We start from the raw sequence: 23,964 nt of genomic DNA on the forward strand, positions 1-23,964 counted from the left end.
GTCCCCGTGCCGCGGTGCGGGGAACGAAGACAGCGAAGCAGGAAATCATGAAGGTAAACCCCAGCGTCAAGCCCATCTGCGACCACTGCAAGGTCATCCGCCGTCACGGCCGGGTGATGGTGATCTGCAAGAGCAACCCGCGTCACAAGCAGCGCCAGGGCTGACGGATGCTGCGCCAGGCCGTCTCACCGCCGCCTGCGCCGCACCTCGAAACTCGCAACTGAATACACACCGGCAGGATCAGATCCTCCGCCATCGGCCCTTCGACCAGCTCGAAGACCGAGGACGGAGGTGACACCTCGGGCGGAGGCCCGGGCACCGATCCTGCTCCACACCTCCACAACACTCCTAGGAGAGTCGCATGGCACGTCTCGCCGGCGTAGACATCCCGCGTGACAAGCGCGTGGTCATCGCCCTGACCTACATCTACGGCGTTGGCCGTACCCGTTCCGACGAGATCCTCACGGCGACGGGCATCAGCCCCGACATCCGTGTGAAGGACCTCACCGACGACCAGCTGATCGCGCTGCGCGATCACATCGAGGCCGCCTACAAGGTCGAGGGTGACCTCCGCCGTGAGGTCGCCGCCGACATCCGCCGCAAGGTCGAGATCGGCTCGTACGAGGGCATCCGCCACCGTCGCGGTCTTCCCGTGCGCGGACAGCGCACCAAGACGAACGCTCGCACCCGCAAGGGCCCGAAGCGCACCGTCGCCGGCAAGAAGAAGGCGCGCTAGGCCTGCGCCGGCGCTGAGGTTTCAGGAGAATCATGGCTACCCCCAAGTCCGCAGCGCGCAAGCCGCGCCGCAAGGAGAAGAAGAACATCGCGCTGGGCCACGCCCACATCAAGTCGACGTTCAACAACACGATCGTTTCGATCACCGACCCCTCGGGTGCGGTCATCAGCTGGGCATCGTCCGGCGGCGTGGGCTTCAAGGGCTCGCGCAAGTCGACGCCCTTCGCCGCAGGTCTGGCCGCCGAGTCGGCCGCCCGCCAGGCGCAGGAGCACGGCGTGAAGAAGGTCGACGTCTTCGTGAAGGGTCCGGGCTCCGGCCGCGAGACCGCGATCCGTTCGCTCACGGCCGCCGGCCTCGAGGTCGGATCGATCCAGGACGTCACCCCGCAGGCGCACAACGGCTGCCGCCCGCCGAAGCGCCGTCGCGTCTGACACCCGTCGACCGTGGATGCTGCGGCCACCCGTTTCGGTGGCCGCAGCATCCGCTCGACCACAACTCAATACCTCACCCATTGCACGTGTCATATAGCGGATACGTGATCGAAAGGAACACATCGTGCTTATCGCACAGCGTCCCACTCTGACCGAGGAGAAGGTCGGGGAGTTCCGCAGCCGTTTCATCATCGAGCCGCTCGAGCCCGGCTTCGGTTACACGATCGGCAACGCCCTGCGTCGCAGCCTCCTCTCGTCGATCCCCGGTGCAGCCGTCACCAGCATCCGTATCGACGGAGTGCTGCACGAGTTCAGCACCATCCCGGGTGTGAAAGAGGACGTCACCGAGATCATCCTCAACATCAAGCAGCTCGTCGTCTCGAGCGAGCGCGATGAGCCCATCACGGCATACCTGCGCAAGACCGGCTCCGGCGAGGTCACCGCGGCCGACATCTCCGCCCCCGCCGGCGTCGAGGTGCACAACCCCGAGCTCGTCATCGCGACCCTGAACGACACCGCGAAGTTCGAGCTCGAGCTGACGATCGAGCGCGGCCGCGGATACGTGTCGGCCACCCAGAACCGCAACGAGTACGCCGAGGCCGGCCAGGTGCCGATCGACTCGATCTACTCGCCCGTGCTGAAGGTCAGCTACCGCGTCGAGGCGACTCGTGCCGGTGAGCGCACCGACTTCGACAAGCTCATCCTCGATGTCGAGTCGAAGTCGTCCATCGCCCCGCGTGACGCGGTCGCGTCGGCCGGTCGTACGCTGACCGAGCTGTTCGGCCTCGCTCGCGAGCTGAACGTCGAGGCCGAGGGCATCGAGATCGGCCCCGCGCCGGTCGAGACCGTCCTCTCGAACGAGCTGTCGATGCCGATCGAAGACCTCGACCTCTCGGTCCGTTCGTACAACTGCCTGAAGCGCGAGGGCATCAACACGGTGTCCGAGCTCGTCGCCCTCTCGGAGACGCAGCTGATGAACATCCGCAACTTCGGTCAGAAGTCGGTCGACGAGGTTCGTGACAAGCTCACGTCGCTCGGACTGTCGCTCAAGGATTCGGTGCCCGGTTTCGACGGCGCCCAGTTCTACAGCGGCTACGACGACGAGACCGTCTGATCCCGGCTTCCGCCTCGATTCCACTGGAGTAAATCACTATGCCCAAGCCCACGAAGGGTCCCCGCCTCGGCGGCGGTCCGGCCCACGAGCGTCTCCTGCTGGCGAACCTCGCCGCGGCACTGTTCACGCACAAGTCGATTCAGACGACCGAGACGAAGGCCAAGCGCCTGCGTCCGCTCGCTGAGCGGCTCATCACGTTCGGCAAGCGCGGCGACCTGCACGCGCGTCGTCGCGTGCTGAGCGTCATCGGTGACAAGGACGTCGTTCACACGCTCTTCACCGAGATCGCGCCCCTGGTCGCCGAGCGACAGGGCGGCTACACCCGCATCACGAAGATCGGCAACCGCAAGGGCGACAACGCCCCCATGGCCGTGATCGAGCTCGTTCTCGAGCCCGTCACGCCGAAGGCGGGCTCGGCGAAGCGCACGGCTCCGGCCGCTGCCGCCCCGGTCGAGGAGCCCGTCGAAGACGAGGCCACCGTCGCCGACGCGGATGCTGCGGACGACGCGGCCGCCGACGCAGGCTCGGAGTCGCCCGAAGAAGGCGCCGCAGCCGAGGCTGCCGCCGACGACGCGGTCGTCGAGGACGACAAGAAGTAAGACCCCGCCGGATCCCCGGCAACGAACGGCCCGCGCATCGCGAGATGCGCGGGCCGTTCGGCGTTCCGGGCTCAGTTGCTCCCCAGCAGGCGCCGGTTGAGCTCGTAGCTGCGCAGATCCAGTGCGTACTGGCGGTCGAGCCGGTCCTTCTGCGCGGTGTCGACGGCCGCGGCGACCGTGTCGGCGAAGATGCGCCCTCCCGCGGATCCGGGGTGGATGCGATCGCCGGCGAGAAGGTCCTCGTGCGGGCCGATCGCCCCCGACCAGTCCGCGAGCTCGACCGTGGGGTAGTCGGCGGCGAAGGTCTGCAGCTCGGCGTTGACCCCGGCGATCCAGTCTCGCGGCGCGTGGGCGTTCACGACGACGAGCTCGCGGTCGGGTCCCACGATCCGCTCGATCTCTTCGAGCGTGCCGCGCTCGATCGCCCCGTTGGTTCCGAGGGCGACGACGACGTACCGGCGCAGCTGACCGGCGGAGGCGAGCTGTTCGAGGATGCCCGGTCCGGCCCACATCGAGCGGGAGACCGCCGCATCCACCTGGATTCCGGGGAAGCGCTCGACCAGCGCGGGTGCGGAGGCGAGCATGACGGAGTCGCCCACGGCCGTGATCTCCGCGCCCCCGACGGGCGTGGGCGCCGGCGTCGGTACGGGGAGAGGGGCGGCCGTGGCTGCGGCGCCGGGCTGCGTGCCCTGCGCGTCGTTGAGAGCGTCGATGCCCGCCTGCACCGCGGATTCGGCGGAGGTCTCGGCGGGGGCCGCGGCGATGGCGGCCGTCGTTCCTCCGAGCACGAGCAGCAGGGCGCCGGCGGCGGCCACCGCACGCAGCCGGCGCTGGGGCGATCCTCGGAGCGCGCTCCAGGCCGCCCTCGCGGCGCCTCGGAAGCCCCGCCGGCGCACGGGGGCCTCCCACAGGCGGTACGACAGCTCGGCGGCGACGACGGTCACGGCGAGCGTCACCACGGCGATGCTCAGCGGCACCGCGGCGGGTGTGACCCCCGAGGTCGCGGTGAGGAGCACGAGCACGGGCCAGTGCCACAGGTAGAGGCCGTAGGAGCGGTCGCCGATCCACCGCAGCGGTGCGACGTCGAGGCATCGGCCGAGCACCGACCCCGGCCAGGTCGCGGCGGTGATGACCGCGGCGGTGAGCACGCTCGCGGCGAGCATCGCACCGGGGAACGTCGTCGCGGAGTCGGTGGCGGGGAGGACGGCCACGACGAGGAGCGCGGCGAGGGCGACCACGCCGGCGGAACCGACGAGCGTCTTCGCGCGGCGTCGCAGCATCCACGACGGCGGTTCGGCCAGGGCCGCCCGCAGGACGAGCGCCAGAGCCACACCGATGAGGATGCCGAACGCGTGGGTGTCGGTGCCGAAGTAGGCGCGCGTGAGGTCGCCGCCGCCGATCACCTGCGCCATCCAGGCCGCCGACGCGCCGGCGGCCAGGAGCACCACGGCGACCCGCACGACGCGGGAGCGTACGAGCAGGAGGAGCGGAAGCACCACCGGCCACAGCACGTAGAACTGCTCCTCGACGGCGAGCGACCAGAGATTGCGGAAGAGTTCGGGCGACGTCGCGGCGAAGTAGTCGGAGCCCCCGGCGATCGACACCCAGTTGTAGCCGAAGGTCGCCGCACCGAGGATCTGCGCCCCCATGCGCGCGAGCACGTCGCCCCCGACCAGCCAGGCGGCGCTCGCGCAGACGGTCACCACGAGAAGGAGCGCGGGCGCCAGCCGCCTCGCGCGGCGCGTCCAGAAGGCACGCAGGCTGATGCGTCCCGCCGTCCGGTGCTCGACGAGCAGGAGCGAGGTGATGAGGAAACCGCTGATGACGAAGAACACGTCGACGCCGACGAAGCCGCCCGCGAAGACCCACCCCGGGAAGAGGTGGTACACGATCACGAGGGCGACGGCGATGGCACGCATACCGTCGAGACCCGCGTAGCGGGCAGGGCGTGGCGGACGTTCTGTCATGGGCGGGGGGAGGCTCCGAGACTCGCGGACATGCCAGTCTAAACAGGCCGGCGGGACGCATAGGCTGGGTCGGTGCGGATCCGTCTCGACATCGCCTACGACGGCACCGCGTTCCGCGGATGGGCCCGGCAGCCCGGTCTTCGCACCGTGCAGGGCACGCTCGAAGACGCGCTCGCGCGCATCGTGGGCGGCGCGCCACGGCTCGTCGTCGCCGGGCGGACCGACGCCGGCGTGCACGCCACCGGCCAGGTCGCGCACCTCGACCTGGATCCCGAACAGGTGCGGCGCCTCCCGCGGGGGAGGGGCGCGGCGGCCCCCGAGCCCGACGAGGCTGCGACGGCACTGGCGGGTCGCGTGCGCGGCGTGCTCGGCGCCTACCCCGACGTGACCGTCCGGTCTACCGCGGTCGCTCCGGAGGGGTTCGACGCGCGTTTCTCGGCCGTCTGGCGTCGCTACGAGTACCGGATCGCCGACGGTGCCGCTCGGTACGAGCCGCTCGAACGCCTGCGCACGACGAGCGTCCGGGGGGCGCTCGATGTGAGGAGCATGGATGCTGCGGCGCGCTCACTCATCGGACTCCACGACTTCGCGGCCTACTGCAAGCCCCGAGACGAGGCGACGACGATCCGCACCCTGCTCGAGTTCGACTGGCGCCGCACCGATGACGGGGTGCTTCTCGCGCACGTGAGGGCGGACGCGTTCTGCCACAGCATGGTGCGCGCCCTCGTGGGGGCCTGCGTCGCGGTCGGGGAGGGGCGGCTCGGCGTCGACGAGGTGGTGTCGATCCGCGACGGGGCGGTGCGCACCAGCGAGACCAAGGTGCTCGCCGCCCGCGGCCTGACGCTCACCGCGGTGGGCTATCCGGCGGCCGACCTGCTCGCTGATCGGGCCGAGCAGACGCGCCGCCGCCGAGACCAGGAGTGAGCGCCGCGTCGATCGACGGCGAGCCGGTGTCAACCTGGCCCGGCCCCATGGTTCGTGTGCCTAGGCTGTACCCGCTATGAAGGTCATCTCCTACAACCTGCGCAAGCACCGCGCGGCTACCGAGCTCGCCGAGCTCGTCGAGGCCCACGGGGCCGACGTCCTCTGCCTGCAGGAGTGCGACACGACGGGCCTCCCCGCCGAGATCGCCGGTCTCCGCCTGGCCGAGGCCACGCAGCGCAACCGGCTCGGTCTGGCCGTCTACTACCGGGCGAACACCTTCCGCGCCGTCGAGGTGCGTTCCCTCGCGTTGAAGAAGTCGCTCCACGACTACGTGCTCAAGCCCGCCGAGGAGCGGATGCTGGCGGTGCGGTTGTTCGACATCGACCACGGGCGCGAGATCATCGTGGCCTCGTTCCACGCGGCGCCGCTGACGGCGCTGAACTCACTGCGACGCCACCAGATCCGCACGGCGCTGTCGGCCCTGCAGAACCTGGGGGAGGGGCTGCCGACGCTCATGGTCGGCGATTACAACTACCCCGTCTTCAAGGAGTACCTCGGGCAGAAGATCCGCGCGCAGGGCTACGAGCTGACACTGAGCGACGCGCGCACCTACACCAGGTACCGGTTCTTCCGAGGGCACTACGACTTCGCGACGTCATCGGGATTCGACATCGAACGCATCCGTACGCTACCCCAGGGGTTGTCGGACCACCTCCCGATCCTCATCACGGCGAAGGTGTCGGACTCTCACGCCCCCGTCGGCGACGACGCAGCCTGACCGCGGCAACGAGAAAGGGCCGCCCGTTTCCGGACGACCCCTTCTGCGAACCGCTGTGTCTTACGCGGCGTGCTTGCGCTGACGGTGCACTGCAGCACCGACCGCGACGGCACCACCGGCGAGGACGAGCGCGCCGCCGCCGACCCAGAGGCCGAGGAGCGAACCGGAGTCCATACCGGTAGCCGGCAGGCTGCCACCGGCGTTGGAGCCGCCGGCGTTCGAACCGCCGGTACCGGCGCCGGCCGCGGCGACCGAGACCGTCACGCTGACACCCTCGGGAACCGAGGGGGACGTCGCGGTGATGGTGTAGACGCCCGAGGCGTTCGCCGGGAACTTGATGCCGGTGCTGATCGAACCGTCGGCCGCGGCCGGGACGGTTCCGAGCGCTGCGGTCTCGACGGCCGTCTTGAGGACGGCCAGGCTCGCGCCCGAGGCGTTCTCACCGGTGAGGGAGATCGTGACGGGCTCGCCCGGATCGAACGTTCCGTCGGCCACCGTGAACTCGACGGTTCCGCCGGGCGCAACGGTCGTGCTGGAGACGCTGGCTTCCTCACCCGTGGGGTAGGCGTGAGCCGCGAGGGGGGCGAATGTGGCTGCGGCGGCGAGCGTGATCACCGCGGCTGCCTTTGCAAAACTATTTTTCATGGGGGCACCTGTCTCTTGGTCAGCATGTCGCCGCGGAATCGCAGCGTTGTGCAAGGCAGGGGAACGACGGTGGAGGTGGATCCTGAGGGTCCCCTATAAAGGATTATCGAGGCTACTCACAGGTTGTTGCAACTCGCGGCGTTTCATTCGTGTTAACAGTCGGTGAGATGTGCATGACCAACTGCGGTGTCTCGGGCGTCTTCGCCCGCACGCGCAGGGTCGCCTCCTCGCCCGGCGCGAGCTCGCTCGTCCACGAGATCACCTGGCGGCCCGCATCGACGCCGCCGCCGAAAACGGGCGTATCGCCGGCGTTCGACGCCTCGCTCGAGACGAGCTCGGCCCCGGAGGGCAGGTAGACGTAGGCGACCGTGCGCGCCGATCCCTCCGGAACCCCGAAGCTGCCCCCGCCGGTGATGTACGTCGGCAGGCTCGCCGCATCGGCGGGCGCGTCATTGCGAATCGTGACGACGGCCTCGGCGGTCGATCCGCCGTCGGAGCCGGTGCACCACGCGGCACCCGCGCCGGCGGTCAGGTAGTAGTCCATCTTCGAGCCGGTGCCGTCGTTCAGGTAGACGCCGAACGCCGTCTGTGCCGCATCCGTCACCGGCAGGCCGCCCTGCAGTGTGGTTCCGTCGAGGATCGCCTGGTCGTCGTCCCGCGCGCTCCACAGCAGAAGGCGGTTCTCGTCGCCGGCTCGCGCAAGGGCCTCGAGGAGGGGGCGCGGCTCGGCGGCGCCCGACGACAGCGCCGAGAAGACCGCCGCCGCCGCCGCCTGGAAGAAGGCGTCCTGGTCGGCCGGTCGTTCGTACCGCTGGTAGACGCCGTTGAGGAGGAGATCGACCGCGGTGTCGCTGGTCAGCACGTCACCGGTGGGCAGGGTGATCGGACCGGTGGCCGTGAGGAGGTACGACAGGGCGACCGGATCGAGGGAGATGACACCGTCGACCTGCGTGCCGAACTCGCGCGCCCACATCTCCTTGGCGATCTGCCCGGTGAGCGCGAAGTCGGCCACCTGGGTGGCGTTCTGGATGTAGAGCCCGGGGCGCTCGCCGTACACGCCGAGAAGCTCGGGCGAGAACGGCACCACCGGCGAGTCGTACCGCCGGAAGTCGCCCGACGATCCCTGCGCGGAGAGAGACATCCGTCCGCCGTCGGTGCTGATCACGGCCATCGCGCCGACGATGCCGCCCTGCGAGCGCCACTCGGCGTTGTTCTGGAAGATCACCAGGTAGTTCCGGGGCCCGTCGGCGCCGAGCATGGCGGGCATGAGCTCGGTCGCGCGGGCGAGGGTCTCAGCGCCGACCGTGGTCGTCCCGAGCAGCTCCTGCGCCTGGAGGATCGGCGCCTGCAGGGGGCCGATCAACCGCGACGCGTCGATCGAATCGACGGATGCTGCGGCGGCTCCGATCGCGTCGGCACCGGTACGCGCCGCGGGAGCGAGCGAGGTGAACAGAGAGAGGTCGATCGCGCCGTCGCGCGGGCGGATGGCGTCGACCGAGAACGACGACGCGACCTCGGCCAGCGGGGTGAGCGCCGAGCTCGCGACGTCGTCGACGGCGGCGGTCACCGTCGACACGGCCGACAGCTGCGCACCGATCCACGGCAGGGACTCCGCAGCCCGCCAGATCGGGTCGCTCGTGAGAGAGCGTGCCGCAGCGGTGTCGGCGGAGATGCCGGCGATCGCATCGGCGGCCGTGGCGGGGTCGTTCAGACTCGCGGCGACCTCGGCCGCCGCATCCTGTGCATCGGTCAGGTGCCCGTAGGCCATCGCGCCGCGCACGCCGATCCACAGGGCACCGAGGACGGCGAGGGCGAGGATCGCGGCCAGCGACCACGCGACGACGCGGCCCGGCAGGCTCCGGGGGGCGTCGGGAGTCGATGCGCTCACCCGATCACCCTAGGCGGTCGTGGGCGGATCATCCGCCCGCGGATAGAATCGCAGTCATCCAGGGAGAGGCCCGCACATGTTTGGTTCGAATCGACGCCGCACGGTGGGCGCGGGCGCCATCGCGCTGACGGCCGCGATCGTGATGACCGGATGCGGGACCCCGCCCTGGGCGGTCGGCAGCACCGACGAGCCGGTGGTCTCGACCTCGCCCTCCCCGACGCAGTCGGCGGCGCCGCAGCCGGTGCCCAACGACCTCTCCAGCGGCTCGACCGAGCGCAAGATCCAGGCGGGATCGGTCGCCGCCGACGTGAACTACTGGTCGACCCTGTCGATGGACAGGTGGACGGCGACGGCGCTGAAGCCGATCCAGCTCTCGATGGTGACCACTGTCACACCGAACGACGGCCAGCAGGTCTACCTGCAACGTGCGTCGATGATCGCCGTGCCCGGCAACGCGACCGAGTCGTTCGCGCCGCTGACCGCGCAGGTCGATCAGTCGACGGTGAGCCCCGGGTATCCCGTGCTCGACCCCTACAGCTACTCCCAGACGTTCAACGTGGGCGAGGTGCCCGACGGCGCGACCTTCGTCACGCTGCAGTTCACGTACGAGTACCTCGTGCAGACGACGCCGACGTCGAGCGAGTACGCGAAGCAGACCGCCACCGATACGCTCACCGTCGCCATCGCCAGCGGCGCGGAGTAGTCAGGCGCCGATCCGCTGCCAGCGGTCGCCACCGAGGGCGGATGCTTCGGCCGACGCCTGCTGCGCCGCGGTGAGCAGCGCGGGGAAGTCGTAACCGACGACGTCGGCCGGGGCCCATCCGATGCTGGCCGACAGCTGCACGGAGATCTGCTGGGCGGCGTCCATGGTCGACACCTCGCGCAGCAGGGTGCGCATGTGCTCGCGGATCACCGGACCGGGCCGCGCGGTCAGCACGACCAGGCGGCCCCGCCCCTCGCGTCCGATGTCGGCCTCGGCGGGGAACGAGGAGACGACGGCGTGGTCGAACCGTTCCGCGATGCGGGAGAAGGATGCTTCACCGGCGGCCGCGCGGATCTCGTCGGGGTCGTCGATCTGCACCGACAGCAGCACCCAGCTCGTCTCGCCGGCGGCGCGTGCGCGCGCGAGGCGGTCGGTGGCGGCGACGACGAACTGCGTCCACGATCGGGCCGTCTGAACGCCCGCACTCGACACCGAGGTGAAGAACAGGAGGGTCACGGTCACGCAGACGAGGTACGCCAGCATCCCGAGCGAATTGAGCAGCCGCACGAGTGCGAGGTCTTCGACGCTGCCGGGCGGCGAGATCAGACCCGCCAGGAGGGAGAACACGCCCAGCACCACGAAGGCCGACGAGACCAGCAGCAGGGGGAGCACGAGCCGCTCGTGCCGGTCGGGGGAGCGCCGGATCTCGACGACGGTGAGCGCGGCGAAGACGCCCGAGGCGAGGAACACCGTGCGGAACCCGAGGCTGTACGCCGGGGGGTCGGTCAGCACGATGAGGACGACGGCGCACCCGGCCGCCAGGAGGGCGGCGATCCACGGGAACGCGCGTGCCCGGCGTCGGGCGCGGAAGCCCGACCAGATCAGGGCCGGGGCCCCGAGCATGAGGCCGAGGCCCAGGCGCCGGAGCTCCTCGAGCCCCAACGCCTCGCCCGCGAGGGTGATCCACGTGCTGACCATGGCGAGGATGAAGGCGAGCGACCACAGCAGCGACGCCCTCGACGGGCGCTGGAGGAAGCCGAGACCGACGATCATCACGGTGCCCAGCGACGCGACGACCGCCTGGGCGATGCCGAGGTTGGCGACGGCGATCGACCCCATGAAGAACCCCGTTTATGCCTCTGTCTCGATCGGCAACGAGACCGTCACGGTGGTACCGGTTCCCTGCTCGCTGTCCACGTCGAGCGTACCGCCCTGCTGCTCGACGATATCGCGGACGATCCCCATCCCCAGGCCGGTGCCGGGGGTGGGGCTCTCGCGCGCCGACTGCGTGCGGAAGTACGGGTCGAAGATGCGCGGCAGGTCGGCGGGCGAGATGCCGACGCCGGTGTCGGCGAACGCGATCACGAGGCGGTCGTCGGTCTTCGTCGCGCTGATGCGCACGGTTCCGCCGCCGGGGGTGTACTTGATCGCGTTGCTGAGGATGTTGTCGAACGCCTGCCGTAACCGGAACGCGTCGCCCACGACGGGGAGGTGACCGGGCACGTCGAGGATGATCGCGATGCGACGCCCGTCGGAGGCCGGACGGAAGGATTGGACGGATGCATCGATGATGCGTCGCACGTCGGCGGAGCTCTGGGCGCTCGACTCGTCCGACCGCGCGCGGGAGCCCGCGAGGATCTCCGAGATCAGCTTCTGCATGCGCTGGCCGGCGTTGTCGATGACTTCGATCTGCTCCCGGACGCGGGCCGGGAGATCGTCGTGGTCCAGGAGCAGGTCGGCGTGACCGATGATCGCCGTCAGGGGGTTGCGGAGCTCGTGCGAGACGACCGTCGCGATCTGCTCCCTCGCGCGCTCCGCCTCGATGAGGGCGGTGACGTCGTGGATGATGAGGAGAGTCGTGGCCGGCTCGTCTGCGCTCGAGGTGAGGCGACGCGTCGATGCCGACAGTGCGTGCCACTGTCCGTGCGTGTCGTACAGCCAGACGCGCTCGTCCTCGAACTGCTCGCCCCGGGCCGCGCGCATGAACGGCCGGTCGGGCTCGGGCAGGGGCTCGCCGCGGAGGGTCGCGTACTCCACCGACGCCCCCGGACGCTTGGGGTCGTCGCGGTCGACGGCATAGAGCGTGACGTAGGTGTCGTTGAGCGCGAGGACCTCTCCGTCCGACGACAGGCGGGCGATGCCGGTGTCGAGGCCGTTGAGCATCTCGGACACGCGCCTCTCCTGCCCGGTGACGCGCTGGAGCGTGCTCTGGAGCCGGGAGGCCTGACGGCGCAGGAGGTTCTTGAACGCGTTGTTCTGGCGTGCGGTCAGGTAGGTGGTGAGGCCGATGAAGGTGAGCGAGAGCATCACGACGAGGAGCCGTAGCGCCGAGAAGGGCGTGGGGCCGTTGAGGCTGGCATCGATGAGGATGATCGCGCCGACCGTCCCGAGCGCGCCGCCGAGGTGCAGGAGGGAGTAGTAGGAGGCGATCCAGGTCACCGGGAACACCCAGAAGAAGCCGAAGCGCATGTCGCTGTCGAAGGCGAGGAGCCCGATGCCGATCAGATCGAGGAAAGGCATGATCACGACGGCGTTGCGGGGCACGCGCTGCCAGGGCACGACCAGGGTCGCGACCGTCAGAACGATGATCGTCATGACCCCGGCGGCGAAGGTCCAGGCGGCGAACAGCTGCGGCTGCAGCGCCTGGACCACGATGACCGTGACGATCACGCTGGCGGCCAGGACGAGCTGGAAGAGCCAGATCGATCGCGTACGGCTGCTCGGAGACGCGTTGTCTGGGTCTTCCACGATGTCGACCGGCGACGACACCGGAAGACGAATCGCGGCACCCATGCGGCGAGTCTACGACGGTGGTGTATTCTCTTGCGCGCCATCCTGTCTCTGCTCCGGCCGATGTATGCTCTCGGCTCATCGACCCCGGTCAGACTCCCCCTGAGGCCTGCATCCCGCAGCGTGATGGTCGCCGAATCGACCCTTCGCGCACCCGCGCATCACATCCTCAGGAGTGGGCCCATGAGCCTTCGTGTTTCCTCGCGCCGCGCCGTCCGCGTCGCGGCCGTCGTCGCCTCGTTCACCCTCGCCGGCCTGTCGCTCACCGGGTGCGCGCAGCTGGTCGACACGTTCAACAGCGTGCAGGGCATCGCTGAGCCGGCGAGCGCGCCGAGCGCGGTCGTCACCCCGCAGCCGCAGTCCTCGGAGTCGATGGACTTCGCCTCCCAGTTCACCTACGACGGGTCGGTCTCGCTCACCACCGAGGTCGCCGACGGGCTCGATGTGACGCTCGACATGTGGGCCGTCGACTCGCGGCGCACCCAGGAGTGGACGACCGATCGGGAGAAGACCTTCGGATTCGCCGTCAACGCCCACGACAACCGTGTGGACGAGAAGGCGGTGCTCACCCAGAAGCGCCGCGTCTACATCTCGTCGATCTCGATCACGTCTCAGACCGCGCAGACGTCGGGTCAGGTGCAGAGCCCGTTCCAGTTCAGCGCCGACCCGCGCACGCTGGTGCCGGCCGACACGAACCGGTCCGACCGCGGTCTGCTGCTGAACAGCTTCCAGGGCGGGTTGTTCGTCCCCGAGACGACGATGCACCAGATGCCGAACGACACCTACGGCGTCACTCTGGAGTTCGCGATGAACATCTGGGTCGAAGGCGGCGCCAACGACGAGAACTCCTTCTCGCAGCAGACGGTCTACCAGTACGTGCCCATCGCGATCTACCCCGCCGGCTCGGCCGGATGAGCCGCGACGATCTTGAGGCAATCTTGCGGAAAAGCATGAGGTACGCGCGCTGAATCCCTGAGGGGGGTCCGCCAGAGTGGGTCTCGGCCGGAAGGTCGAAGAACCCGATTGGAAGACACCCCATGAGCGATACGCGCACCTCCCTCGCCACGCAGGCGTTCGCGCCCTCCTCGTTCACCCACGAGCCCATCCAGGCGAACTCGGCGGCGGGCTTCGCCGACGACTTCTCCGCGGTGCTCGAGGACAACGGCGGCCACCGCTCCACCATCGGATGCGTCATTCCGGCGTACAACGAGGAGGAGTCGATCGCCGAGGTGATCGAGGCGCTCCTGAAGCAGACCCGCGTGCCCGACGTCATCCACGTCGTCGTCAACAACACGTCCGACGCGACCGTCAAGATCGCCTCGGAGTACAGCGGTCCGCACGAGATCACGACCGACCTGGGGGAGCAGTTCACCGAGGTCTTCGTCCACGACATCGGCAAGAACCCCGACAAGAAGGTCGGCGCGCTCAACTACGGCTACTCGCTCGTGGAGGGGTACGACTACCTGCTCGGCGTCGACGGTGACACCATCGCCGACAAGCAGGCCGTCGAGTACCTCGAGAGCGAAGCCGTCGCCGATTCGCGCATCGGTGGGATCTCGGCCATCTACTCGATCGACGACCGCCCGATCAAGGGCACCATCGCGAAGTTCCTCATCGCCGGCCAGCGCACGCAGTTCGCGGCCTTCAACCTGCAGAACCTGCTGCGCGGGCGCAACATGGCCGTTCTCGGCGGGCAGTTCTCGATCTTCTCCACGCACGCGCTGCGCGAAGCCATGCGGCAGAACCACCAGAACTCTCCCTGGGTGCGCGACTCCGAGGTCGAGGACTCGCTCCTCTCGCTGCAGATCAAGAGCGCCGGCTACCTCACGAAGATCAGTCCCTACGCCCGTGCCAACGTCGGCGGCATGACCACGCTCTCCGGTTACGACGCGCAGCAGGTCAAGTGGACCTACGGAGCGATCGAGCTCATGTGGCCCGGCCAGCGCGGTGACACCAAGGGTCAGCCCCTTCACCCGAACCTGCGTCTGCGGTGGCTCGAGAACTTCGGCATGCTCACCAACCTGTTCGTGCGCGTCGCCTTCGTGACGCTCCTGGCCGGCTCGCTGTCGATCAACGCCTTCGTCTTCTCGCCGTGGTGGCTCATCCCCTCGGGGATGGCGATCCTGCTGAACGTTCGCATCGCGCGGACGATGAAGGACAGCAACAGCCGAGACGTCCTCTTCGCGGCGACCTTCCTTCCCGCCGAGATGTTCATGTGGGTGCGGCTCAGCCACTTCGTCCGCTCCTGGAGCCGCTTCTTCTCGCGGAAGAAGGTCGACAACTGGGCCATGCAGGCCAAGGCCGAGAAGGGTGGCGGTCTCGGGCACTGGACGCCGCTGATCGTCCTCATCGCCGTCGCCATCGCGATGACGATCGTCTGGATCCTGATCGGCCCGATGGCCCAGTCCACGATCCTGTGGATCGGCTGGCCGATCGTCGGCGTGGTCACCGTGCTCCAGACCCTCGGAATGTTCTTCAAGCTCGTCCGTCGCTACCACGGATACAAGGTCTGATCACGACCCGACGTGTCAGAAACACGGATGCCTCGGCCCTGGGGAGGGCCGAGGCATCCGTTATGCGTGGTGGGTGCGGATCACGCCGAGGTGAGTTCGGACGTCAGGCGGTAGCCGACGCCGCGCACCGTCTCGATGTAGCGCGGCGCGGCCGGGTTGTCGCCCAGCTTGCGGCGGAGGTTGGTCATATGCGCTTCGATGGCCCGCTTGTCGGCGTCGCCGACGAAGTAGCTCGTCACGTAGGACTCGCCCCTCAGCACCAGGGTGAGGTCGGCCTTGCTGCGCACGCGCCGCTTGGATTCGAGCAGCGTCGCGAGCAGGTCGAATTCGGTGCGGGTCAGATCCATCTCCTGGCCGGCGACCAGGACGATGCGGGTCTCGGGGTCGAGCTGCAGGTCCCGGTGCAGCACCCAGTTCGCGCCGGCGGGGACGACGGCGCCGCTCGGGCGGACCGCCACCTCGGATCCCGCAGGCGGGTAGGAGGCGGGGCCCTGCGAGGACGGGACGACGACGGCCGACCCGGGCATCGCGGCGGTCGGCGGCAGGCGGTGCTCCTCGAATCCCGCCGCGGACGGCTGCGCCGTGGCCCCCTGGTGGTACGGGGCGTCGGGGGCTTGACGGACGGTCGGTATCGACTGCGTCTGACCTGTCGAACGCGCCCCGGGGAACGAGGGGCCGACGGAATCCTGCCGAGGTGCATTGGCCTGGGCGTCGCCGCCGCGGGGACGGCGGAGGAGTGCTTCGATGCGCGCCCGGAGCTCGCGCGGCCGGAACGGCTTGACGACGTACTCGTCGGCGCCCGCGCCGAGGCCGAGCACGACATCGGCCTCGTCCTCCAGGCCGGTCAGCATGATGATGTACGTGTCGCTCTGCGCCCGGATGCGGCGAGCGGCCTCGAATCCGTCGATGCCGGGCATGTTCACGTCGAGGGTGGTGATCAACGGCTGGTAGGCGATGACCGCCCGCACGCCGTCGATGCCGTTGCCGACCGACACGGTCGAGAAGCCGGCCGATTCGAGGACCTCGACGAGAAGGTGCCGGATGTCGGGATCGTCCTCGACGATGACGGCGGTCTTGACGTCCGCTGAATCGCTCATGTCCCTGCTCTCCGGGCTGATCGGGTGAGCGGATGCTGCGAACCGGAGGTCGCGCAGACCGGTGGCACCGCTCGGTCCAGCGTTATCATTCCATACTTGTACATACGGCGTGAGCGGGGGCTCCGCAGCCTCACCGAACCTCGCGTGTGAGCTCGGCGGAGCCCTCCGGCCACCACACGCCGGCGTCGGGGCCGCCGTTGCAGGAGCCGTCGCTCTCGCCGGGCGGCTTGATCCAGAGGTTCGTGTCGACCACGTCGTCGCCGTACGTGCCCCCGGGGTCTCCGACCAGGCGGCCTGCGGGATTGCACCACTCGCTGCCGGCCGGACCGGCGCCGTTCCTCGACGTGTCCACGATCGCGTGCACGTCGCCGCCGAGGAGGGCGGCCACCTCGTGCGCGTAGGCGAATTCGGCGGTCGTGGTCTGGTAGTTCGACACGTTGGTGGCGAAGCCTCGCACGTGGTCGGCGACACCGACCCGGCGGATCAGGTCGGCCATCTGCTGGGCGGGCAGCCAATCGGAGTGCCCGCCGTCGAGGTAGATCCAGGTATCGATGCCCGCCAGGCGGTCGGCGGCGCCGGAGAGCTGCTCGACCCTCTCGTCGACGTTGCCGCAGTCGGGAGCGAGGGCGAGGCTATCGGGCTCGAGGACGACGATCTTCTGCACGTCCTGAGCGTTGCGCAGGGCCCGCCCGATGAGGTCGGTCCACTCGACGTACGCGTCGGGGTCGAGGCCGCCGGCGGAATGGTTGCCGCAGTCGCGCCCCGGCAGACCGTAGACGACCACGGCGAGCGCAGCATCCTGACCGCGCGCCTCGTCGGCCAGATGCGCGATCCGGTCCCAGACCTCGTCGATCGGGTCGAGCTCGGGTGTCAACCAATAGGCGGTCGGCTGTGCCGCGAGGTAGGCCGCCGCGGCGGTCTCGTCGTCGCTCAACCCCGTCGGGGAGGCGGCCGACCGGGCGGCCTTGGACTCGTCCGGGGCGACGATCGTCGTGCCGACCGCGGGCGGGCGGGCGCCCAGTGCGTGGAAGAAGGTCTGGGCGTTGATCCCGACGAACGCGATCACGGCGACGAGCCCGATGGCCAGCAGCGCGGCGGCGGCGATCAGCAGGGTCTTTGTGGTCCGTCGACGCGTCGTCGGACGAGACGTCGGGGTACCCATCAGAAGGGACTCTACTCGCGGTGGGCCGACCGGTGCGATCCGGAGGGGAACGGAAAAAGAGTGCCCTCGTCGGGTGGACAGAGTCACACGCCGGCGAGGGCTGACGACCGGTGCCGGGCCGTCCCGCCCATCATAGGCTCGCGGTCCCCCGTTTGGGGGACAAAAGTGGATTCTCGTGCATCGATTCTCGGCGAACTCGCGGGAAGGTCGGACGGCCCCGCGGGGCCGCGAGATGCCGCGGGATTCCGCGCTGTGGGAGATAGTTAACCCCCGGCGATCCGATTAGTTAAGTCGGGCCGCGCGGTAGTCTGTGATCGTGGGCAAACTGATTTACAACGCGCAAGGTCACTCCTTCGACATCGAGGACCGCGCGTTGTCTCACCTGCGGATCGTGTTCATGAACAAGCTGCGCCGGAACGAGTCGTTCATGTTCCAGTTCGCCGCGGGCGACGGAAGCGGTTCGCGGTCGATCTGGATCCATCCGTCGATCCCGCTGGTCTTCCACTTCTATGGAAGCCGCGCGCCGTCGCTCAACCGTCGCTGGGTCGACCAGCTCATGCTGGAGGCCGGGAGCCCGAACGGGCTGGCCGTGACGCCCGAGCCCGACGCCGACGCCCCGTCGGAGCCCATCGTCGGCTGACGCTCGCCGCTCTCAGGCGCACTCCGCGTCGACGACCTCGCGAACGCGTTCGAGGAAATCGGCGATCTGGGCCGCCGCCTCGGGCGAGAGGTCGCCGGCGAACTGGCGGATCTTGGCCGTCACCGGGTCGACGTCATCCGCGTCGGTCGATCGGTCGAAGGGGACGACCAGCTTGCTGCGCCGGTCTCGCGGGTGCGCCTCGAACGCGATCATCCCCCCGGCGTGCAGTCGGTCGAGCATCCCGGTGACCGAGGCGCCCGACACCCCGAGATGAGCGGCGATCTCGCTCGGGGTCACCCTCTCGCCGACGTCGGCCCGTTCGAGGATGTAGCGCATGGCCGCGCGGGCGTTCTCGCTGGGACCGCAGTCGGTCTGCCGGCGTCGAGAGAGGCGTGCTTCGGACAGTCGCAGCAGCTCCACCGACCGGGCGGCGTCGTGGATCGCCTCGTTCGTCTCGAAATTGTCGTCGGTGTCGGTGTCGGTGTCAGTGATGGTCACCGGTCACTCCTTCCCTGTGGGCTCAGGGTGCTTGGTTCGTGCCGGGGCCATTCTACTTAGGCTCGGTGATTACTAGGCGAGTGAAGAACTTCCACTCTGGCACGCTGGGACGATGATCACCGCCGCCGCTCGCGCCTTCCTGTCCGAGTACCACCTCGCCACGCTCTCGACCATCGGGCGGCACCACCGGATCCACGCGGTTCCCGTGGGCTTCACCTGGGAGGACGACGTGGTGCGGGTGATCGGAGCGCGCGGCTCGCAGAAGTTCCTTAACGCCGAGCGCAGCGGGCGCGCATCGATCTGCTCGGTGGACGGTCGGCGCTGGATCAGCTTCGAGGGGACCGCGAGAGTGCTCGACGATGCGGACGCCGTCGCGCACGCGGTCGACCTGTATGCGCGGCGCTACCGCCAGCCGCGTGTGAACCCGGAGCGGGTCGTGCTGGAGATCCGTCCCGACCGGGTGCTGGGCTCGCCCGACTTCCGGGCGTGAGACGACGGACGGCGGCAGGATCGCTCCCGCCGCCGTCCACTCGCGAGAGAGCGTCAGTTCTCGACGTCGCCCCGCCACGCACCAGTCTCGGATCCCCGCGACTCGATGAACTTCTTGAAGTTGGCGAGGTCGCGCTTGACGGCGATGTCGTCGACGCCGACCAGCGCTCCGGCCTTCTCGAGCAGGCCGGTGGGCTCCCAGTCGATCTGCACGGTGACGCGGGAGGTGGTGTCGCTGAGCTTGTGGAAGGTCACGACGCCGGCGTGGTTCTCCTCGCCCGCGATGCTGTTCCAGGCGACGCGCTCGTCGGGGTGCTGCTCGGTGATCTCGGCGTCGAACTCGCGCTCCTGGCCGCCGATCTTCACCTTCCAGTGCTGCGTCTTGTCGTCGGTCTGCACGATCGACTCGACGAAGCTCAGGAACTCGGGGAACTCCTCGAACTGCGTCCACTGGTTGTAGGCGACACGAACGGGGACGTCCACGTCGATGGTCTCGATGATCCGGGCCATGTTCTGCCTTCCTGTTACGGGATGTGCTCCCATCGTGGCGCGGGCCGGCCGTCGCGTGCCCCGGCCTTGACAACTACCCTCGAATGCATGAGAACAGTCGCCCGATGGGTGCTCGCCGCCGCCATGGTCTTCGCCGGACTGAGTCACCTCCTGTGGGCGAGGAAGGATTTCCAGGCACAGGTGCCCGACGCCCTCGTCGACGGCATGCCGCTGGACAAGGACACCGTCGTCGTCGCCTCGGGGGTTGTCGAGGTCGCGTTCGGCCTGGCGCTGGTCGCCCTCCCCGGGGAGCGCCGGCGCATCGGTGCGCTTCTCGCGGCGTTCTTCGTGGCGGTGTTCCCGGGAAACCTCGACCAGTGGCGGAAGGGGCGCTCGGCCTTCGGCCTCGACACCGATCGCCGGCGGTACGTGAGGCTGTTCTTCCAGCCTGTGCTGGTGGCATGGGCGTGGTGGTCGACGCGTCGCTGCGCGTAGCAGGCCGGGCGGTCAGCAGACCGCGAAGACGTGGTCGGGATCGCCGGGCGCGGTGAGCTGTCGATCTCGGAGCACCATCGACGCGGGCGACTCGGGGTCTCGGCACATCTCGGCGAACGTTCGGGGGAGCGCGTCGGAGTACTCGATATCGATCACGGCCGACCCGTAGACGGCGGCGTAGTCCGAGCATTCCTCGTAGGCGGCGCATTCCTCGGTCACGGCGAAGTCGAATCCGGCGGTGCCTCTCAGGTGCGCCGCGTACTCGGCCGCGTTCTTCTGCCCCGCGGCCAGCCCCGCCCGGTGGGCGACGTCGACGAGTGCCGCCGCCAGCGACAGGTTGTCGTCGAGCGAGAGTGCGCCGCCGGTGCGGGTGAACGTGTCGAGGTTGTCGAACTCGACGGCCTGGAACCCGGATGCTGCGCACCCCTCGATCCACGCGGAGACGATGTCTGCGATGGCATCCCTCTTCGCTGCCGTGCTCGTGTCGAGGATGACCTCGTCGGGCCAGCCGGGGTCGATGACGGGCTCGCCGGCGTCGGTGCGAAGCAGGAGGTGCTCCGGCCACTCCTTGCGCTCGCCGGGCTGCGTCTGGAACCCGTTGACGTAGCAGATCGAGTACAGCCCGTCCGCGGGTTCGGCCGACCGGTCTCGTCCGACGATCCGCACCCGGTCATCGGGTGCGTATGCCTCACCGAGCTGATAGTCGGCGACCCCGGCGGACGGGGGAGGGGTGACCGTCAGGGCGGGCGGGTCGGGGGACGTGCATGACGTCACCGCACAGGCCCCGAGCGCCAGGGCGAGGAGGTTCAGGCCGATCCGAGCGCTCGTCATCGGGGAGAGCTTAACGCGCACGCGCAACCCGGGCCCCGCGGGACGATCGGGTTGCCACCATGGAGAAGTGACGAGAATCCTCCCCCCTGCAGCCCTGGCCGTCGTCGCGCTCCTCGGACTCGTCGGATGCGCGGCGTCGTCCCCGTCGCCGACCGCGGAGCCGTCGAGCATCGCCCCCACGACCGCCGCACCCGCGTCCCCGACCCCCACGCCCGCCGACCCGATCGCCGACCTGTCGCTCGAACAGCGGGTGGGGCAGCTGTTCATGGTGGGCACGGCGGTCGGCGGGCCCGATCCGATCACCCTCGACGCGGTGTCGCAGCAGCATGTCGGCGGGATCTTCCTGCACGGCCGCTCCTCTGCCGGCGTCGAACCCGCCGCGGCGTTCGTGCAGACCTTCCACGACGCCCACCTCGAGAGCGACCCGCCACTGTGGGTCGCGACCGACCAGGAGGGCGGCGACGTGCAGGTGCTCTCGGGTCCCGGTTTCGACGACATGCCCACCGCCCTCACCCAGGCGCGCTCCGATACCGCGACGCTCGAGACGGACGCCACCCGCTGGGGCGCCCAGCTCGCGCAGGCGGGGGTGAACATGAACCTCGCTCCGGTGGCCGACATCGTCACGAGTGCCGAGGCCGGACCTCAGAATCCGCCGATCGGCGCTCTGAACCGCGAGTACGGTTTCGACCAGGCGACCGTCGCCGACAAAGCCGGAGCCTTCGCCGCCGGGATGCGGACCTCCGGCGTCATGCCGACGTTGAAGCACTTCCCCGGTCTCGGGCGGGCGACGCAGAACACCGACACGCGGTCGGGCGTCGTCGACGACGCGGTCGGTGCCGATTCGCCCGACGTGGCCGTCTACCGCGATCTCCTCGCCGAGGGCCCGGCGGTCGTGATGATGTCGACCGCGGTCTACGCGCGGATCGACCCTGCCGCGCCCGCCGCGTTCTCGCCCACCGTCGTGACGGGGCTGCTGCGCGAGCAGCTCGGGTTCGAGGGCGTGGTCACGACCGACGACCTCTCGGCGGCCGCACAGATCCGCGATTGGGCGCCCGGCGACCGCGCCCTGCTCTCCATCGAGGCCGGGGTCGACCTGGTGCTCGTCTCGGCCGACCCGACGGTGTTCCCGGAGATGTACGCGGCGGTGCTGTCGCGCGCGCAGACCGATGACGCGTTCGCGGCGAAGGTCGACGCCGCCGCCCGCCGGGTGGTCGAGGCCAAGGCCTCGCTGGGCTGAGCGCGCGGGCGCAGCATCCGTCACCGCAGGAGGGCAAATCACGAGCGGAGGACGAATCCCTGGGGAATCGTCCTCCGCTCGTGAGATCTCCGCCCCTCGCGACCGAAAGGCTGCGGGCGAGAGGCGGGGGGCTAGTGCTTCGAGTCCTCGTCGGCGTGGATGACGGGCTCGCCCTCGATGCGGGTGCGGTCCTTCTTCCGGGCGTCGTTGCGGGTCTTCGCCAGGCTCGCGACCGTGGCGACGGCGATGGTCGCCCCGATGAACAGCAGCGAGAACCAGATCGGGATCTCGGGCACCCACAGCAGCGGCTCGCCGCCGTTGATGAAGGGCAGCTCGTTGACGTGCAGGGCGTGGAAGACGAGCTTCACACCGATGAAGGCGAGGATGACCGCCAGCCCCTGGGCGAGGTAGACGAGACGCTCGAGTAGACCGCCGATGAGGAAGTACAGCTGACGCAGACCCATGAGCGCGAAGGCGTTGGCCGTGAACACGATGTAGGCCTCGTTCGTGAGGCCGTAGATCGCGGGGATCGAGTCGACGGCGAAGACGAGGTCGATGAAGCCGATCGCGACGATGGTGAGCAGCATCGGGGTGACGAACCGCTTGCCGTCCAGCTTCACCGTGAGCTTGTCTCCGTGGTACTCCTCGGTGACGGCGAGGTGGCGACGAACGAACCGCATGAACTTGCCGTTGGCGGGGTCGCTCTCACCGTGCGAGAAGGCCTGGCGGTACGCGAGGAACAGCAGCAGCGCGCCGAAGAGGTAGAAGATCCACGAGAAGTTGTCGATCAGCGCCGCGCCGACGGCGATGAACGCGCCACGCATGATGAGCGCGATGACGATGCCGATCATCAGCACCTTCTGCTGGTACTTCTTGGGCACCGCGAAGCCCGTCATGATCAGCAGGAACACGAAGAGGTTGTCGATCGACAACGCCTTCTCGGTCAGGTATCCGGCGTAGTACTCGCCGCCGAAGTCCCAGCCCCATACCGCGCCGATGACGACACCGAACAGCAGCGCCAGCCCGATGTAGAAGGCCGACCAGCGGGCGGATTCGCCCACGCTCGGTTCGTGCGGTGTGCGCACGTGCGCGAAGAATTCGTAGACGAAGAACGCGATGGTGACCGCGATCGTGATGAGCCAAATGAGAGGCGTGATCTCCATGGGAGAGCTCCAGGGGTGAGAGGACGTAGCAGTGACGTCAAGGTCTCCTCCATCACGACCGGGGTCGGGACCGACGTGCCGGGACCCGATGTCGAGTCCGTAATGACGGCAGCGCCGCGAGTGGGAGTACTCCCCTTGCTCCTCCAGGATACGGCATCCACGAGGGGCTCGGTGATGCGGCGTTCCTGTGGTAGCGCTACGATCCGAGGCGGGGAGGATCGTATGGGGACGATCGCATCGCACGAACGCTCGGAGAGGGCCGCGCGAGCGGGTGCCGGCGTCGCGGCCGTCGGCCGCCGCATCCATGCACAACGGACGGCGCAGGGACTGTCGCTGCAGGAGTTCGCGACGCTCGCCGGCGTCGATGCTCCCGCGCTGTCGGCGCTCGAGCGCGGCGAGGGTGCGACGACGCTGTTCACGCTGTACGCGGCGGCGGATGCGCTCGGGGTGCCGGCGGGGGCGTTCGTCTCGGTCGGCGACACGTCGGCGGATGCTGCGCCCGCGGCGCCGGTCCCGAACCCGACCCCGGTGCCGGCCACGGGGGGCGACCACGGGCCGACGGAGCGGGCGCCGCGCACGTTCGCCGACCTGCGCAAGGGAGCACTCGCCGGACGCACGTTCGACACCCTGCCGCAGTTCGCGGTCGCGGCCGTGCTCGAGGCGCGGTACTCGGTCGCGGCGATCGCCCGGGTCTTCCGCGTGCCGGCGTGGAAACTGCAGGGCTGGGTCGACGAGAAGACCGGGCCCGACGCCGCCTCTCACCGTCGGTAGCGCG

Annotated in this window: 26 protein-coding genes; 15 read left to right on the forward strand and 11 right to left on the reverse strand. The window is 69.3% G+C overall.

The features are described 5' to 3' along the window. Positions 1–47 precede the first annotated feature (47 nt). The 5 genes from rpmJ (at position 48) to rplQ (ending at position 2,880) form a co-directional block, all read left to right on the forward strand. Positions 48–164: a 50S ribosomal protein L36 gene (rpmJ, locus tag DEU34_RS02405; protein ID WP_005050492.1), complete on the forward strand. Its 117-nt coding sequence runs from the start codon at positions 48–50 to the stop codon at positions 162–164. A 197-nt stretch (positions 165–361) separates the two neighbouring features. Further along, positions 362–736, forward strand: a complete 375-nt coding sequence (gene rpsM / locus DEU34_RS02410) for a 30S ribosomal protein S13 (protein WP_121148533.1) — start codon at positions 362–364, stop codon at positions 734–736. 32 nt (positions 737–768) lie between these two features. Next, on the forward strand, positions 769–1,167 hold the full coding sequence (rpsK, locus tag DEU34_RS02415; RefSeq protein WP_116648312.1) for a 30S ribosomal protein S11: 399 nt from the start codon (positions 769–771) through the stop codon (positions 1,165–1,167). Between the two features lie 124 nt (positions 1,168–1,291). Beyond that, a complete protein-coding gene (locus DEU34_RS02420; protein WP_116648313.1) occupies positions 1,292–2,281 on the forward strand; it encodes a DNA-directed RNA polymerase subunit alpha in 990 nt (329 codons plus the stop codon). A 38-nt stretch (positions 2,282–2,319) separates the two neighbouring features. Then, positions 2,320–2,880, forward strand: a complete 561-nt coding sequence (rplQ, locus tag DEU34_RS02425) for a 50S ribosomal protein L17 (RefSeq protein ID WP_121148535.1) — start codon at positions 2,320–2,322, stop codon at positions 2,878–2,880. Positions 2,881–2,951: 71 nt separating this feature from the next. Here the strand turns inward: rplQ and DEU34_RS02430 are convergent, their stop codons facing one another. Then, positions 2,952–4,847, reverse strand: a complete 1,896-nt coding sequence (locus DEU34_RS02430; RefSeq protein ID WP_121148537.1) for an acyltransferase family protein — start codon at positions 4,845–4,847, stop codon at positions 2,952–2,954. 72 nt (positions 4,848–4,919) lie between these two features. On the opposite strand from DEU34_RS02430, the gene truA reads away from it, so the two are divergent. After that, positions 4,920–5,771 (forward strand): tRNA pseudouridine(38-40) synthase TruA, encoded by an 852-nt coding sequence (gene truA / locus DEU34_RS02435; RefSeq protein ID WP_121148539.1) that lies wholly within the window; start codon positions 4,920–4,922, stop codon positions 5,769–5,771. A gap of 76 nt (positions 5,772–5,847) precedes the next feature. Continuing rightward, positions 5,848–6,549 (forward strand): endonuclease/exonuclease/phosphatase family protein, encoded by a 702-nt coding sequence (locus DEU34_RS02440; RefSeq protein WP_121148541.1) that lies wholly within the window; start codon positions 5,848–5,850, stop codon positions 6,547–6,549. 60 nt (positions 6,550–6,609) lie between these two features. On the opposite strand, the gene DEU34_RS02445 is transcribed toward DEU34_RS02440, so the two are convergent. Together DEU34_RS02445 and DEU34_RS02450 are read right to left on the reverse strand one after the other, a co-directional pair. Further along, on the reverse strand, positions 6,610–7,164 hold the full coding sequence (locus DEU34_RS02445; protein ID WP_259460007.1) for an LPXTG cell wall anchor domain-containing protein: 555 nt from the start codon (positions 7,162–7,164) through the stop codon (positions 6,610–6,612). Between the two features lie 142 nt (positions 7,165–7,306). Continuing rightward, positions 7,307–9,082: a DUF4012 domain-containing protein gene (locus tag DEU34_RS02450; protein ID WP_259460008.1), complete on the reverse strand. Its 1,776-nt coding sequence runs from the start codon at positions 9,080–9,082 to the stop codon at positions 7,307–7,309. Positions 9,083–9,158: 76 nt separating this feature from the next. Here DEU34_RS02450 and DEU34_RS02455 point away from each other — a divergent pair, with 76 nt between their 5' ends. Then, positions 9,159–9,785 (forward strand): hypothetical protein, encoded by a 627-nt coding sequence (locus tag DEU34_RS02455; RefSeq protein ID WP_121148545.1) that lies wholly within the window; start codon positions 9,159–9,161, stop codon positions 9,783–9,785. Here DEU34_RS02455 and DEU34_RS02460 read toward each other — a convergent pair whose 3' ends face one another. Beyond that, entirely contained in the window at positions 9,786–10,904 is a 1,119-nt protein-coding gene (locus DEU34_RS02460; RefSeq protein WP_121148547.1) for a hypothetical protein, read from the reverse strand. A gap of 12 nt (positions 10,905–10,916) precedes the next feature. Continuing rightward, positions 10,917–12,578, reverse strand: coding sequence for a cell wall metabolism sensor histidine kinase WalK (locus tag DEU34_RS02465; protein ID WP_121148549.1), 1,662 nt, complete (start codon positions 12,576–12,578; stop codon positions 10,917–10,919). Between the two features lie 180 nt (positions 12,579–12,758). On the opposite strand from DEU34_RS02465, the gene DEU34_RS02470 reads away from it, so the two are divergent. Together DEU34_RS02470 and DEU34_RS02475 are read left to right on the forward strand one after the other, a co-directional pair. Then, a complete protein-coding gene (locus DEU34_RS02470) occupies positions 12,759–13,490 on the forward strand; it encodes a fructose 1,6-bisphosphatase (RefSeq protein ID WP_121148551.1) in 732 nt (243 codons plus the stop codon). A gap of 122 nt (positions 13,491–13,612) precedes the next feature. Continuing rightward, the gene (locus tag DEU34_RS02475) at positions 13,613–15,088 is read left to right on the forward strand and encodes a glycosyltransferase family 2 protein (RefSeq protein ID WP_121148553.1); all 1,476 of its coding nucleotides are present in this window, start codon (positions 13,613–13,615) and stop codon (positions 15,086–15,088) included. Between the two features lie 80 nt (positions 15,089–15,168). Here DEU34_RS02475 and DEU34_RS02480 read toward each other — a convergent pair whose 3' ends face one another. Then, positions 15,169–16,185: a response regulator transcription factor gene (locus DEU34_RS02480; RefSeq protein WP_121148555.1), complete on the reverse strand. Its 1,017-nt coding sequence runs from the start codon at positions 16,183–16,185 to the stop codon at positions 15,169–15,171. Between the two features lie 130 nt (positions 16,186–16,315). After that, positions 16,316–17,347 carry a glycoside hydrolase family 6 protein gene (locus DEU34_RS02485; protein WP_121148557.1) on the reverse strand — a complete coding sequence of 344 codons (1,032 nt, stop codon included), beginning with the start codon at positions 17,345–17,347 and terminating at the stop codon, positions 16,316–16,318. Positions 17,348–17,663: 316 nt separating this feature from the next. Between DEU34_RS02485 and DEU34_RS02490 the strand changes: the two genes are divergently transcribed. After that, positions 17,664–17,987 (forward strand): ATP-dependent DNA ligase, encoded by a 324-nt coding sequence (locus DEU34_RS02490; RefSeq protein WP_121149678.1) that lies wholly within the window; start codon positions 17,664–17,666, stop codon positions 17,985–17,987. Between the two features lie 12 nt (positions 17,988–17,999). Here DEU34_RS02490 and DEU34_RS02495 read toward each other — a convergent pair whose 3' ends face one another. Then, positions 18,000–18,485, reverse strand: a complete 486-nt coding sequence (locus DEU34_RS02495) for a MarR family winged helix-turn-helix transcriptional regulator (RefSeq protein ID WP_121148559.1) — start codon at positions 18,483–18,485, stop codon at positions 18,000–18,002. A 112-nt stretch (positions 18,486–18,597) separates the two neighbouring features. On the opposite strand from DEU34_RS02495, the gene DEU34_RS02500 reads away from it, so the two are divergent. Continuing rightward, the gene (locus DEU34_RS02500; RefSeq protein WP_121148561.1) at positions 18,598–18,975 is read left to right on the forward strand and encodes a PPOX class F420-dependent oxidoreductase; all 378 of its coding nucleotides are present in this window, start codon (positions 18,598–18,600) and stop codon (positions 18,973–18,975) included. 53 nt (positions 18,976–19,028) lie between these two features. Here DEU34_RS02500 and DEU34_RS02505 read toward each other — a convergent pair whose 3' ends face one another. Then, on the reverse strand, positions 19,029–19,484 hold the full coding sequence (locus DEU34_RS02505; protein ID WP_121148563.1) for an SRPBCC family protein: 456 nt from the start codon (positions 19,482–19,484) through the stop codon (positions 19,029–19,031). Positions 19,485–19,571: 87 nt separating this feature from the next. On the opposite strand from DEU34_RS02505, the gene DEU34_RS02510 reads away from it, so the two are divergent. Next, the gene (locus tag DEU34_RS02510; protein ID WP_183042315.1) at positions 19,572–19,958 is read left to right on the forward strand and encodes a DoxX family membrane protein; all 387 of its coding nucleotides are present in this window, start codon (positions 19,572–19,574) and stop codon (positions 19,956–19,958) included. Between the two features lie 12 nt (positions 19,959–19,970). Here DEU34_RS02510 and DEU34_RS02515 read toward each other — a convergent pair whose 3' ends face one another. Next, entirely contained in the window at positions 19,971–20,789 is an 819-nt protein-coding gene (locus DEU34_RS02515; protein ID WP_121148565.1) for an endo alpha-1,4 polygalactosaminidase, read from the reverse strand. 67 nt (positions 20,790–20,856) lie between these two features. On the opposite strand from DEU34_RS02515, the gene DEU34_RS02520 reads away from it, so the two are divergent. After that, positions 20,857–22,026, forward strand: coding sequence for a glycoside hydrolase family 3 N-terminal domain-containing protein (locus DEU34_RS02520; protein WP_121148567.1), 1,170 nt, complete (start codon positions 20,857–20,859; stop codon positions 22,024–22,026). A gap of 131 nt (positions 22,027–22,157) precedes the next feature. Here DEU34_RS02520 and DEU34_RS02525 read toward each other — a convergent pair whose 3' ends face one another. After that, positions 22,158–23,189, reverse strand: a complete 1,032-nt coding sequence (locus DEU34_RS02525; RefSeq protein WP_121148569.1) for a TerC family protein — start codon at positions 23,187–23,189, stop codon at positions 22,158–22,160. 222 nt (positions 23,190–23,411) lie between these two features. Here DEU34_RS02525 and DEU34_RS02530 point away from each other — a divergent pair, with 222 nt between their 5' ends. Next, positions 23,412–23,960, forward strand: coding sequence for a helix-turn-helix domain-containing protein (locus tag DEU34_RS02530; protein WP_183042316.1), 549 nt, complete (start codon positions 23,412–23,414; stop codon positions 23,958–23,960). The last annotated feature ends 4 nt before the right edge of the window (positions 23,961–23,964 follow it).

The sequence above is a fragment of the Microbacterium sp. AG1240 genome, from assembly GCF_003635115.1.
GTDB lineage: Bacteria > Actinomycetota > Actinomycetes > Actinomycetales > Microbacteriaceae > Microbacterium.

Bases quoted from the DNA above. Each gene is read 5' to 3' on its own strand.
- rpmJ (WP_005050492.1), top strand. From the start codon at position 48: ATGAAGGTAAACCCCAGCGTCAAGCCCATCTGCGACCACTGCAAGGTC.
- rpsM (WP_121148533.1), top strand. From the start codon at position 362: ATGGCACGTCTCGCCGGCGTAGACATCCCGCGTGACAAGCGCGTGGTC.
- rpsK (WP_116648312.1), top strand. From the start codon at position 769: ATGGCTACCCCCAAGTCCGCAGCGCGCAAGCCGCGCCGCAAGGAGAAG.
- rplQ (WP_121148535.1), top strand. From the start codon at position 2,320: ATGCCCAAGCCCACGAAGGGTCCCCGCCTCGGCGGCGGTCCGGCCCAC.
- DEU34_RS02430 (WP_121148537.1), bottom strand. From the start codon at position 4,847: ATGACAGAACGTCCGCCACGCCCTGCCCGCTACGCGGGTCTCGACGGT.
- DEU34_RS02440 (WP_121148541.1), top strand. From the start codon at position 5,848: ATGAAGGTCATCTCCTACAACCTGCGCAAGCACCGCGCGGCTACCGAG.
- DEU34_RS02455 (WP_121148545.1), top strand. From the start codon at position 9,159: ATGTTTGGTTCGAATCGACGCCGCACGGTGGGCGCGGGCGCCATCGCG.
- DEU34_RS02460 (WP_121148547.1), bottom strand. From the start codon at position 10,904: ATGGGGTCGATCGCCGTCGCCAACCTCGGCATCGCCCAGGCGGTCGTC.
- DEU34_RS02465 (WP_121148549.1), bottom strand. From the start codon at position 12,578: ATGGGTGCCGCGATTCGTCTTCCGGTGTCGTCGCCGGTCGACATCGTG.
- DEU34_RS02470 (WP_121148551.1), top strand. From the start codon at position 12,759: ATGAGCCTTCGTGTTTCCTCGCGCCGCGCCGTCCGCGTCGCGGCCGTC.
- DEU34_RS02475 (WP_121148553.1), top strand. From the start codon at position 13,613: ATGAGCGATACGCGCACCTCCCTCGCCACGCAGGCGTTCGCGCCCTCC.
- DEU34_RS02480 (WP_121148555.1), bottom strand. From the start codon at position 16,185: ATGAGCGATTCAGCGGACGTCAAGACCGCCGTCATCGTCGAGGACGAT.
- DEU34_RS02485 (WP_121148557.1), bottom strand. From the start codon at position 17,347: ATGGGTACCCCGACGTCTCGTCCGACGACGCGTCGACGGACCACAAAG.
- DEU34_RS02500 (WP_121148561.1), top strand. From the start codon at position 18,598: ATGATCACCGCCGCCGCTCGCGCCTTCCTGTCCGAGTACCACCTCGCC.
- DEU34_RS02505 (WP_121148563.1), bottom strand. From the start codon at position 19,484: ATGGCCCGGATCATCGAGACCATCGACGTGGACGTCCCCGTTCGTGTC.
- DEU34_RS02510 (WP_183042315.1), top strand. From the start codon at position 19,572: ATGAGAACAGTCGCCCGATGGGTGCTCGCCGCCGCCATGGTCTTCGCC.
- DEU34_RS02515 (WP_121148565.1), bottom strand. From the start codon at position 20,789: ATGACGAGCGCTCGGATCGGCCTGAACCTCCTCGCCCTGGCGCTCGGG.
- DEU34_RS02525 (WP_121148569.1), bottom strand. From the start codon at position 23,189: ATGGAGATCACGCCTCTCATTTGGCTCATCACGATCGCGGTCACCATC.
- DEU34_RS02530 (WP_183042316.1), top strand. From the start codon at position 23,412: ATGGGGACGATCGCATCGCACGAACGCTCGGAGAGGGCCGCGCGAGCG.